Here is a 9,028-nt window from a genome sequence, read left to right as displayed (position 1 = left end):
TCGAATTCTCGGCCAAGCGGATTTCCGGCACGGTCAAGAAGACGCTGGAATCGGCGATCGCCAACGCGGAAAACAACCACGACCTCGACGTCGACGCGCTGGTGGTGGCGGAAGCCTATGTCGGCAAGTCGATCGTCATGAAGCGTTTCCACGCTCGTGGCCGTGGTCGCGCCAGCCGTATCGAAAAGCCGTTTTCGCACCTCACGATCGTCGTTCGTGAAGTCGAGGAAAAAGGGGAGGCCGCCTAATGGGCCAGAAAGTCAATCCGATCGGGCTGCGTCTCGGCATCAACCGTACCTGGGATTCGCGTTGGTTCGCGAACACCGGCGAGTACGGCCAGCTGCTGCACGAGGACATCAAGATCCGCAAGTATCTTGAGAAGGAACTCAAGCAGGCCGCGATCTCCAAGGTCGTGATCGAGCGTCCGCACAAGAAGTGCCGCGTCACCATCCACGCCGCGCGTCCGGGCCTGATCATCGGCAAGAAGGGCGCCGACATCGAGAAGCTTCGCAAGAAGCTGATGGAGATGACGAAGTCCGAGACGCACCTCAACATCGTTGAAGTGCGCAAGCCGGAAATCGACGCCACGCTGATCGCCCAGTCGATCGCCCAGCAGCTCGAGCGCCGCATCGCGTTCCGCCGCGCCATGAAGCGCGCCGTGCAGTCGGCCATGCGTCTCGGCGCAGAGGGCATCCGCATCAACTGCTCGGGCCGTCTCGGCGGCGCCGAAATCGCGCGCATGGAATGGTACCGCGAAGGTCGCGTGCCGCTGCACACGCTGCGCGCCGATGTCGACTACGGCACGGCCGAGGCCAACACGGCTTACGGCATCTGCGGCGTCAAGGTTTGGGTGTTCAAGGGCGAGATCCTCGAGCATGACCCGATGGCTTCCGAGCGTCGTGCCACCGAGGGTGACGCAGCGCATGGCGGTGGTGGCGAACGCGAACGCGGTCGTCGTCGCGAGAACGCCTGAGACATTTGAGAATTTGGAGTTAGAACGATGCTGCAGCCAAAGCGCACAAAGTTCCGCAAGCAGTTCAAGGGCCGTATCCACGGTACCGCCAAGGGCGGCACCAATCTGGATTTCGGCGGTTTCGGGCTGAAGGCGCTTGAGCCGAACCGCGTCACCGCGCGCGAGATCGAGGCGGCCCGCCGCGCGATCACCCGCGAGATGAAGCGCGCCGGCCGCGTCTGGATCCGGGTGTTCCCGGATCTGCCGGTCACCTCGAAGCCGACCGAAGTGCGCATGGGTAAGGGCAAGGGCGCCGTCGACTATTGGGCGGCGCGCGTGAAGCCTGGCCGCATCATGTTCGAGATCGACGGCGTCAGCGAGGAGACCGCACGTGAAGCGCTGCGTCTCGGCGCCGCCAAGCTTTCGGTCAAGACGCGCTTCGTACAGCGCATCGCAGAATAAGGACGGGCTGAACCATGAAAGCCGAAGACATCCGGACCAAGACCCAGGATCAGCTGACCGACGACCTGGCCAGCCTGAAGAAGGAGCAGTTCAACCTGCGCTTCCAGAAGGCGACCGGCCAGCTCGAGAAGACCGCGCGCGTGAAGCAGGTCCGCAAGGACATCGCGCGCATCAAGACCATCGCCGCGGAAAAAGCCGCGGCCAAGAAGGGTTAAGACCATGCCAAAGCGCATTTTGCAGGGCACCGTCGTCAGCGACAAGAACGAGAAGACGGTCGTCGTCAAGGTTGAGCGGCGCTTCACGCATCCCGTGATGAAGAAGACCGTACGCATGACCAAGAAGTACAAGGCGCACGACGAGAACAACGCCCACAAGGTCGGCGACGAGGTGTTCATCCAGGAATCGAAGCCGATTTCCAAGGACAAGCGCTGGATCGTCGTGTCTTCGGACCAGGCGTAACAAACGAATTTTGGACAGACCGGGGAGGGGTGAAGAACCCGTCCCGTTAGAAAAGAAGAAGGCGGCCAGTCATGATTCAGATGCAAACAAACCTCGACGTCGCGGACAATTCCGGCGCCCGTCGTGTCATGTGCATCAAGGTGCTGGGCGGTTCGAAGCGGAAGTACGCCTCCGTCGGCGACATCATCGTGGTGTCGATCAAGGAAGCCATTCCGCGCGGCCGCGTTAAGAAGGGCGATGTGATGAAGGCGGTCGTGGTTCGCACGGCCAAGGACATCCGCCGCCCGGACGGCAGCGTGATCCGTTTCGACAAGAACGCGGCCGTTCTTGTCGACAATAAGAAAGAGCCGATCGGCACGCGTATCTTCGGGCCGGTTCCGCGCGAGCTTCGCGCCAAGAACCACATGAAGATCATCTCGCTCGCGCCTGAAGTGCTGTAAGGAGCCGGACCAATGCAAAAGATCAGAAAAGGCGACAAGGTCGTCGTGCTTGCCGGCAAGGACAAGGGCCGTTCGGGCGAAGTCCTGTCGGTGCAGCCGAAGGACGACACCGCGCTCGTGCGCGGCGTGAACCTCATCCGCCGTCACCAGAAGCAGACCCAGGCCCAAGAGGGCGGGATCATCACCAAGGAAGCGCCGATCCACCTGTCGAACATCGCGCTGGCCGACCCCAAGGACGGCAAGCCGACCCGCGTCGGTTTCACCATCCAAAAGGACGGCAAGAAGGTGCGCGTCGCCAAGCGTTCGGGAGAAGTCATCAATGGCTAAGTCTGAAACCAAGCAGGCAACTGCCAAGAACGAGCCGCGCCTGAAGAAGGTCTACAACGAGACCATCCGCAAGGCGCTGCAGGAGCAGTTCGGCTACGACAACAACATGCAGGTTCCGCGCATCGACAAGATCGTGCTGAACATGGGTGTTGGCGAAGCGACGGGCGATTCCAAGAAGCCCTCGGTCGCGGCCGAGGATCTCGCGCTGATCGCCGGCCAGAAGGCCGTCGTCACCCGCGCCCGCAACTCGATCGCGGGCTTCAAGGTGCGCGAGAACATGCCGATCGGCGCCAAGGTCACGCTGCGCAAGGAACGCATGTACGAGTTCCTCGACCGCCTCGTGAACATCGCGCTGCCGCGCGTTCGCGACTTCCGCGGACTGAACCCGAAGAGCTTTGACGGCCGTGGCAACTACGCCATGGGCATCAAGGAACACATCGTGTTCCCGGAGATCAACTACGACAAGGTTGATCAGGTCTGGGGCATGGACGTCATCGTTTGTACGACGGCGAAGACGGACGACGAGGCCAGGGCTCTGCTCAAGGCCTTCAACTTCCCCTTCCGCCAGTAACGGCAGCGAAAAAGGAAAAATCTGAAATGGCAAAGACCAGCTCAGTCGAGAAGAATAACAGGCGCCGCAAGCTCGCGGATCAGTACGCCGCCAAGCGCACGGCGCTCAAGGCCATCGTCATGGATCAGTCCAAGCCGATGGAAGAGCGCTTCCGCGCCCAGTTGAAGCTTTCGGCCCTGCCGCGCAACTCGGCCAAGATCCGCATCCGTAACCGCTGCGAAGTCACCGGCCGCCCGCGCGCCTACTATCGCAAGCTCAAGCTTTCGCGTATCGCGCTCCGCGATCTTGGCAACAACGGCCAGATCCCGGGCCTGGTCAAGTCGAGCTGGTAAGGAGACACTGAGATGTCATTGAGCGATCCTCTCGGCGATATGCTGACCCGCATCCGCAACGCCTATGGCCGCAAGAAGTCGAGCGTCTCGACTCCGGCCTCGCGTCTGCGCGCCCGCGTCCTCGAAGTGCTGAAGTCGGAAGGTTATATCCGCGACTACAGCCAGACCGACTTCGAAAACGGCAAGTCGGAAATCGAGATCGAGCTGAAGTATTACGATGGCGCGCCTGTCGTGCGCGAGATCGAGCGCGTCTCGAAGCCCGGCCGCCGCGTCTATGTCTCGGCCAAGTCGATCCCGCAGGTCGCGAACGGCCTCGGCATCGCCATCCTTTCGACGCCGAAGGGCGTGATGGCCGATCACGAAGCGCGCGAGCAGAATGTCGGCGGGGAAATCCTCTGCCAGATCTTCTGATCGGGCCTGATAGCAAGAAAAAATGGGCTCCGGTTTTCGGGATCGCGCCCGGAAACTGGAACCTGAAACGAAAGAAGTGACGAGGACAACCAAATGTCTCGTATCGGAAAGAAACCCGTTTCGCTGCCGCAGGGCGTGACCGCGACCGTCAACGGCCAGACCGTGACGGCGAAGGGCCCCAAGGGCGAGCTGAAGTTCGTGGTGAACGACGAAGTGATGGTCAAGATGGAAGGCAACGAGATCGCCGTCCAGCCGCGCGACCAGACCAAGACGGCCCGCTCCAAGTGGGGCATGTCGCGCACCCAGATCGTCAACATCCTGCAGGGTGTGAAGGACGGCTTCGAGAAGAAGCTCGAGATCACCGGCGTCGGTTACCGTGCCGCCATGCAGGGCAAGAACCTGCAGCTGGCCCTTGGCTTCAGCCATGACGTTGTCTATGAGACCCCCCAGGGTGTCACGATCACGGTGCCTAAGCCGACGGAAATCACGGTCGCCGGTATCGACAAGCAGCAGGTCGGCCAGGTCGCCGCCGAGATCCGCGAATATCGTGGCCCCGAGCCCTACAAGGGCAAGGGCGTGCGCTACGCGGGTGAGCGCATCGTGCGCAAGGAAGGCAAGAAGAAGTAATGGGCTTGGCTCCGAAAGGGCCAAGCTAGAGAACTACAACGCCGCGGGGAGCGGCCGCGGGAGGCATTTGGGCCTACCGCACAGGGTTGCCCCCGTATTCTGAAGGCAAGGAACTGACATTATGGGCTCGAAGGAATCCACCCAGCGCCGCGCTCAGCGCGTCCGCCGTCAACTGAAGAAGGTCGCCGGCGAGCGCCCGCGTCTTTCGGTGCATCGCACCTCGAAGAACATCTACGTCCAGGTCATCGACGATGCCAACGGCCACACGCTGGCCGCTGCCTCGACGCTGGAAAAGGACCTCAAGGGCTCGCTCAAGACCGGCGCCGACACGGCTGCCGCGGCTGCCGTCGGCAAGCTGATCGCCGAGCGCGCTTCGAAGGCAGGCGTCAAGGAAGTCGTCTTCGATCGCGGCCCATACATCTATCACGGCCGCGTCAAGGCGCTGGCCGAGGCTGCTCGCGAGGGTGGGCTCAGCTTCTAAGCATGATCTGAAACCCTGAAGGTCCACGCAGCGAAAAGTTGCAGACTTTCCGGGCAAGATCATGCAAAGGAGAAACGATTCACCGCCGGCGACCCGAAATGCGGCGCCGGCAAACAGCAACCCGTGCTTCCGGAAAAGAACAAGGACTAGGATATGGCACAGGAACGTAGGGAAGGCGGCCGCGGCCGCGAGCGTGAACGCGAAGAGCGTGACGACGGCATGGTGGACAAGCTCGTCCACATCAACCGCGTCGCCAAGGTGGTGAAGGGTGGCCGTCGTTTCGGCTTTGCCGCTCTCGTCGTTGTCGGCGACCAGAAGGGCCGCGTCGGCTTCGGTCACGGCAAGGCGCGCGAAGTGCCGGAAGCGATCCGCAAGGCGACCGAATCGGCCAAGCGCGACATGATCTTCGTGCCGCTGCGTTCGGGCCGCACGTTGCATCACGACGTCGAGGGTCGTTGGGGCGCTGGCCGCGTTCTGCTGCGCGCCGCCAAGCAGGGTACCGGCATCATCGCCGGCGGCCCGATGCGCGCCGTCTTCGAGACGCTCGGCATGCATGACGTGGTCGCCAAGTCGATGGGCTCGTCGAACCCGTACAACATGGTTCGCGCCACCTTCGACGCGCTGAAGAGCCAGATGCATCCGAAGGATGTTGCGGCCGCTCGTGGCATCAAGTACTCGACCCTTCAGGCCCGCCGCGGCACCGCCGTTGCGGCTGAAGAATAGTCGACGCTGACCAGGGATTTCGACCATGGCCAAGAAAGCTACCAAGACCATCACCATCGAGCAGATCGGTTCGCCGATCCGCCGGCCGAAGGAGCAGCGCGCGACGCTGGTCGGCCTCGGCTTGAACAAGATGCACAAGCAGCGCACGCTGGAAGACACCCCTTCCGTGCGCGGCATGATCGCCGCCGTACAGCATCTCGTCCGCGTCGTGGACGAGGGCTGAGCGAGAGCGCAGGAGAACGAAGATGAAACTCAACGATCTGCGTGACAAGGACGGCGCCACGCATTCCAGGAAGCGCCTCGGTCGCGGCATCGGCTCCGGCTCGGGCAAGACCGCCGGTCGCGGCGTCAAGGGCCAGAAGGCACGCTCCGGCGTCGCCATCAACGGCTTCGAGGGTGGCCAGATGCCGCTCTATCGTCGCCTGCCGAAGCGCGGCTTCAATAACCTGTTCGGCAAGAGCTTCACGGTTGTGTCGCTGGCCCGCATCCAGGCCGCCATTGACGCCAAGAAGCTCGACGCCAAGGAAACCGTCACCGCGGAAACCCTGATCGCAGCGGGCGTGATCCGCCGCGCCAAGGACGGCGTGCGCGTGCTCTCCGACGGCGAGCTCAAGGCCAAGCTCAGCTTCGACGTCGCCGGCGCCTCTAAGGCCGCGATCGAGAAGATCGAGAAGGCCGGCGGTTCGGTGAAGCTGCCGGAAGCGGCCGCCGCCGAGTAACGGCGATTTGAAGCGCGGCTGGCACGGATGAGTTCGTCGAACCGCGCTTTGATCTGAGGAATTGGGCGGCCGCGTCAACGCGGCCGCTTGCATGTTTACGGTCCGGAGCTTATCTCGTGAGCTTCGGTGACACGCGTCGCCTGAGCTGCGGCATCGAGCGCGTGACATGGAAATCAAAAGAAGTAGAGCATGATGACGTCCGAAGACCGCTTCACTCTTTTCGGCATCCTGCTCTAGCGGAGAATCAGGCATGGCTTCGGCTGCTGAACAACTAGCCTCCAATCTCAATTTTGCGGCCTTCGCCAAGGCCGAGGATCTGAAGAAGCGCATCTGGTTCACCATCGGCGCGCTGCTTGTCTACCGCCTCGGCACCTATATCCCGCTTCCCGGCATCAATCCCGACGCCTTCGCCCAGGCCTTCTCCTCGCAGAGCAAGGGCGTGCTCGGCATGTTCAACATGTTCGCCGGCGGCGCCGTGCAGCGCATGGCGATCTTCGCGCTGGGCATCATGCCTTACATCTCCGCCTCCATTATCATGCAGCTGATGACTTCGGTCATCCCGTCGCTGGAAGCGCTGAAGAAGGAAGGTGAGCAGGGCCGCAAGATCATCAACCAGTACACGCGCTACGGCACCGTGCTGCTGGCGCTGGTGCAGGCCTACGGCATTTCGGTCGGCCTGGAAGGCGGCAACGGCATCGTCAACGATCCTGGCATGTTCTTCCGCATCTCGACCGTCGTCACGCTGGTCGGCGGCACCATGTTCCTGATGTGGCTCGGCGAGCAGATCACCGCGCGCGGCATCGGCAACGGCATTTCGCTGATCATCTTCTCCGGTATCGTCGCCGGCCTGCCGCGGGCGATCTCCGGCACGCTGGAACTCGGCCGCACCGGCGCGCTGTCCACCGGGCTCATTCTCGCGATCATCGTTCTGGCCATCGTCGTCATTGGCCTCATCGTGTTCTTCGAGCGCGCCCAGCGCCGCCTGCTCATCCAGTACCCGAAGCGACAGGTCGGCAACCGCATGTTCCAGGGCGACACCTCGCACCTGCCTCTGAAGCTCAACACGTCGGGCGTCATCCCGCCGATCTTCGCGTCGTCGCTGCTGCTTCTGCCGGCCACGGTCGCGGGCTTCTCGCAGACGACGAACCTGCCAACCTGGGCAAGCACCATCCTTGCCTCGCTTGGCCACGGCCAGCCGCTCTACATGGCGTTCTACGCGGCGATGATCATCTTCTTCGCCTTCTTCTACACGGCGATCGTGTTCAACCCGAAAGACACCGCAGACCAGCTCAAGAAGCATTCCGGCTTCATCCCCGGCTACCGTCCGGGCGAGCGCACCGCGGAATATATCGACTATGTTCTGACGCGCATCACCGTCATCGGCGCCATCTACCTGGTGCTGGTCTGTCTGCTGCCTGAGTTCCTGATTTCGGCGACTGGCGTACCTTTCTACCTCGGTGGCACATCGCTTCTGATCGTGGTCAGTGTCACGCTCGACACGGTGGCACAGATTCAGGGCCACCTGATCGCGCACCAGTATGAAGGCTTGATCAAGAAGTCGAAGTTGCGCGGGGGGAAGAGGAGCAGATGAGGCTGATTTTGCTTGGACCGCCAGGGGCGGGCAAGGGGACGCAAGCACAAAGACTGGTAGAAAAACACGGCATACCCCAGCTCTCGACGGGTGACATGCTGCGTGCCGCAGTCCAGGCGGGAACCGAGGTCGGCAAGCGCGCCAAGGCGGTGATGGATGCCGGCGAACTGGTGTCCGACGCGATCGTCAACGCAATCGTCGCCGAGCGAATCGACCAGGCGGATTGCGCCAACGGTTTCATTCTCGACGGCTATCCGCGCACGCTGGCGCAGGCCGACGCGGTCGAGGCCATGCTTTCCGAGCGCGGCATCGCGCTGGACACCGTCATCGAACTGGTCGTCGACGACAAGGCGCTTGTCGGCCGTATCGTCAAGCGGGCAGAGGATGCCAAGGCCGCGGGCCAGCCGGTGCGCAAGGATGACAATCCGGCGGTGTTCGAGGAGCGCCTGCGCGAGTACTACAAGAAGACGGCCCCGTTGACCGGCTACTATTATGCCAAGGGCAGGTTGAAGACCGTCGACGGCATGGCCAGCATCGACGCGGTGACCGCGGAGATCGAGACGGTGCTCGCGGCGAAGTAAGCCGCGTCGACAAGTTAAGATTGCACTTGACTGGAAGGGGCCGCTGGGGTATGGCGGCCCGTCTTCCTATCAGGCACGGACTTTGCTTGCCCGCCAGGGCAAGGCAAACTGTGTTGAACCAGGAAACTCCCGCAAGGGCCGGCCTCCACCGGACGCGGGGCAACTTTAAGATAGCGCCGGTTCGTCCGGCCCACATGGAGAAGAGAAGAAAATGGCTCGTATAGCCGGCGTAAACATTCCGACCAACAAGCGCGTCGTCATTGCGCTTCAGTACATTCACGGCATCGGCAAGAAGTTTGCCCAGGAGATCGTCGACAAGGTCGGCATCCCGGCGGACCGCCGCGTCAACCAG

General features: G+C 62.4%; 18 protein-coding genes. All 18 read left to right on the top strand.

Translation table 11 applies throughout. The features are described 5' to 3' along the window. A partial coding sequence (gene rplV, locus Q0L57_RS32825; RefSeq protein ID WP_296747249.1) for a 50S ribosomal protein L22 occupies positions 1-248 on the top strand: 248 nt, incomplete at its 5' end. Further along, entirely contained in the window at positions 248-973 is a 726-nt protein-coding gene (gene rpsC / locus Q0L57_RS32820) for a 30S ribosomal protein S3 (RefSeq protein ID WP_296747248.1), read from the top strand. The genes rplV and rpsC, both read left to right, overlap by 1 nt. 27 nt (positions 974-1,000) lie before the next feature. Continuing rightward, on the top strand, positions 1,001-1,414 hold the full coding sequence (rplP, locus tag Q0L57_RS32815) for a 50S ribosomal protein L16 (RefSeq protein ID WP_027170364.1): 414 nt from the start codon (positions 1,001-1,003) through the stop codon (positions 1,412-1,414). Positions 1,415-1,428: 14 nt separating this feature from the next. Next, the gene (rpmC, locus tag Q0L57_RS32810) at positions 1,429-1,629 is read left to right on the top strand and encodes a 50S ribosomal protein L29 (RefSeq protein ID WP_140701052.1); all 201 of its coding nucleotides are present in this window, start codon (positions 1,429-1,431) and stop codon (positions 1,627-1,629) included. A gap of 4 nt (positions 1,630-1,633) precedes the next feature. After that, a complete protein-coding gene (rpsQ, locus tag Q0L57_RS32805; protein ID WP_296747247.1) occupies positions 1,634-1,873 on the top strand; it encodes a 30S ribosomal protein S17 in 240 nt (79 codons plus the stop codon). Positions 1,874-1,944: 71 nt separating this feature from the next. Beyond that, entirely contained in the window at positions 1,945-2,313 is a 369-nt protein-coding gene (gene rplN, locus Q0L57_RS32800; protein WP_006205457.1) for a 50S ribosomal protein L14, read from the top strand. Between the two features lie 12 nt (positions 2,314-2,325). Next, positions 2,326-2,640 (top strand): 50S ribosomal protein L24, encoded by a 315-nt coding sequence (gene rplX / locus Q0L57_RS32795; RefSeq protein ID WP_296747246.1) that lies wholly within the window; start codon positions 2,326-2,328, stop codon positions 2,638-2,640. Continuing rightward, positions 2,633-3,211 (top strand): 50S ribosomal protein L5, encoded by a 579-nt coding sequence (gene rplE / locus Q0L57_RS32790; protein WP_296747245.1) that lies wholly within the window; start codon positions 2,633-2,635, stop codon positions 3,209-3,211. Before rplX ends, rplE begins: the two co-directional genes overlap by 8 nt. Positions 3,212-3,237: 26 nt before the next feature. Beyond that, positions 3,238-3,543, top strand: coding sequence for a 30S ribosomal protein S14 (gene rpsN, locus Q0L57_RS32785; protein ID WP_296747244.1), 306 nt, complete (start codon positions 3,238-3,240; stop codon positions 3,541-3,543). A gap of 12 nt (positions 3,544-3,555) precedes the next feature. Next, positions 3,556-3,954, top strand: a complete 399-nt coding sequence (rpsH, locus tag Q0L57_RS32780) for a 30S ribosomal protein S8 (RefSeq protein WP_296747243.1) — start codon at positions 3,556-3,558, stop codon at positions 3,952-3,954. A 93-nt stretch (positions 3,955-4,047) separates the two neighbouring features. Then, the gene (gene rplF, locus Q0L57_RS32775; RefSeq protein WP_296747242.1) at positions 4,048-4,581 is read left to right on the top strand and encodes a 50S ribosomal protein L6; all 534 of its coding nucleotides are present in this window, start codon (positions 4,048-4,050) and stop codon (positions 4,579-4,581) included. A gap of 121 nt (positions 4,582-4,702) precedes the next feature. After that, positions 4,703-5,062, top strand: a complete 360-nt coding sequence (gene rplR, locus Q0L57_RS32770; RefSeq protein WP_296747241.1) for a 50S ribosomal protein L18 — start codon at positions 4,703-4,705, stop codon at positions 5,060-5,062. Between the two features lie 153 nt (positions 5,063-5,215). Further along, on the top strand, positions 5,216-5,785 hold the full coding sequence (gene rpsE / locus Q0L57_RS32765) for a 30S ribosomal protein S5 (RefSeq protein WP_027046810.1): 570 nt from the start codon (positions 5,216-5,218) through the stop codon (positions 5,783-5,785). A 25-nt stretch (positions 5,786-5,810) separates the two neighbouring features. Next, positions 5,811-6,008 carry a 50S ribosomal protein L30 gene (rpmD, locus tag Q0L57_RS32760; RefSeq protein ID WP_296747240.1) on the top strand — a complete coding sequence of 66 codons (198 nt, stop codon included), beginning with the start codon at positions 5,811-5,813 and terminating at the stop codon, positions 6,006-6,008. Positions 6,009-6,030: 22 nt separating this feature from the next. Beyond that, complete coding sequence (rplO, locus tag Q0L57_RS32755) at positions 6,031-6,504, top strand: 50S ribosomal protein L15 (RefSeq protein WP_296747239.1); 474 nt, start codon at positions 6,031-6,033, stop codon at positions 6,502-6,504. A gap of 250 nt (positions 6,505-6,754) precedes the next feature. Beyond that, entirely contained in the window at positions 6,755-8,095 is a 1,341-nt protein-coding gene (gene secY / locus Q0L57_RS32750; protein ID WP_296747238.1) for a preprotein translocase subunit SecY, read from the top strand. Further along, positions 8,092-8,676, top strand: a complete 585-nt coding sequence (locus tag Q0L57_RS32745) for an adenylate kinase (RefSeq protein ID WP_296747237.1) — start codon at positions 8,092-8,094, stop codon at positions 8,674-8,676. The genes secY and Q0L57_RS32745 overlap by 4 nt, the downstream gene beginning before the upstream one ends. A 211-nt stretch (positions 8,677-8,887) precedes the next feature. Next, positions 8,888-9,028, top strand: a 141-nt coding sequence (gene rpsM, locus Q0L57_RS32740; protein WP_296747250.1) for a 30S ribosomal protein S13, incomplete at its 3' end; no start/stop codon positions are given.

It is taken from the genome of Mesorhizobium sp., assembly GCF_024509055.1.
Classification (GTDB): Bacteria; Pseudomonadota; Alphaproteobacteria; order Rhizobiales; family Rhizobiaceae; genus Mesorhizobium.
Note: the sequence above shows the minus strand (reverse complement) of the source record. Positions and strands in the feature narration are given on the sequence as shown.

Bases quoted from the DNA above. Each gene is read 5' to 3' on its own strand.
- rpsC (WP_296747248.1), top strand. From the start codon at position 248: ATGGGCCAGAAAGTCAATCCGATCGGGCTGCGTCTCGGCATCAACCGT.
- rplP (WP_027170364.1), top strand. From the start codon at position 1,001: ATGCTGCAGCCAAAGCGCACAAAGTTCCGCAAGCAGTTCAAGGGCCGT.
- rpmC (WP_140701052.1), top strand. From the start codon at position 1,429: ATGAAAGCCGAAGACATCCGGACCAAGACCCAGGATCAGCTGACCGAC.
- rpsQ (WP_296747247.1), top strand. From the start codon at position 1,634: ATGCCAAAGCGCATTTTGCAGGGCACCGTCGTCAGCGACAAGAACGAG.
- rplN (WP_006205457.1), top strand. From the start codon at position 1,945: ATGATTCAGATGCAAACAAACCTCGACGTCGCGGACAATTCCGGCGCC.
- rplX (WP_296747246.1), top strand. From the start codon at position 2,326: ATGCAAAAGATCAGAAAAGGCGACAAGGTCGTCGTGCTTGCCGGCAAG.
- rplE (WP_296747245.1), top strand. From the start codon at position 2,633: ATGGCTAAGTCTGAAACCAAGCAGGCAACTGCCAAGAACGAGCCGCGC.
- rpsN (WP_296747244.1), top strand. From the start codon at position 3,238: ATGGCAAAGACCAGCTCAGTCGAGAAGAATAACAGGCGCCGCAAGCTC.
- rpsH (WP_296747243.1), top strand. From the start codon at position 3,556: ATGTCATTGAGCGATCCTCTCGGCGATATGCTGACCCGCATCCGCAAC.
- rplF (WP_296747242.1), top strand. From the start codon at position 4,048: ATGTCTCGTATCGGAAAGAAACCCGTTTCGCTGCCGCAGGGCGTGACC.
- rplR (WP_296747241.1), top strand. From the start codon at position 4,703: ATGGGCTCGAAGGAATCCACCCAGCGCCGCGCTCAGCGCGTCCGCCGT.
- rpsE (WP_027046810.1), top strand. From the start codon at position 5,216: ATGGCACAGGAACGTAGGGAAGGCGGCCGCGGCCGCGAGCGTGAACGC.
- rpmD (WP_296747240.1), top strand. From the start codon at position 5,811: ATGGCCAAGAAAGCTACCAAGACCATCACCATCGAGCAGATCGGTTCG.
- rplO (WP_296747239.1), top strand. From the start codon at position 6,031: ATGAAACTCAACGATCTGCGTGACAAGGACGGCGCCACGCATTCCAGG.
- secY (WP_296747238.1), top strand. From the start codon at position 6,755: ATGGCTTCGGCTGCTGAACAACTAGCCTCCAATCTCAATTTTGCGGCC.
- Q0L57_RS32745 (WP_296747237.1), top strand. From the start codon at position 8,092: ATGAGGCTGATTTTGCTTGGACCGCCAGGGGCGGGCAAGGGGACGCAA.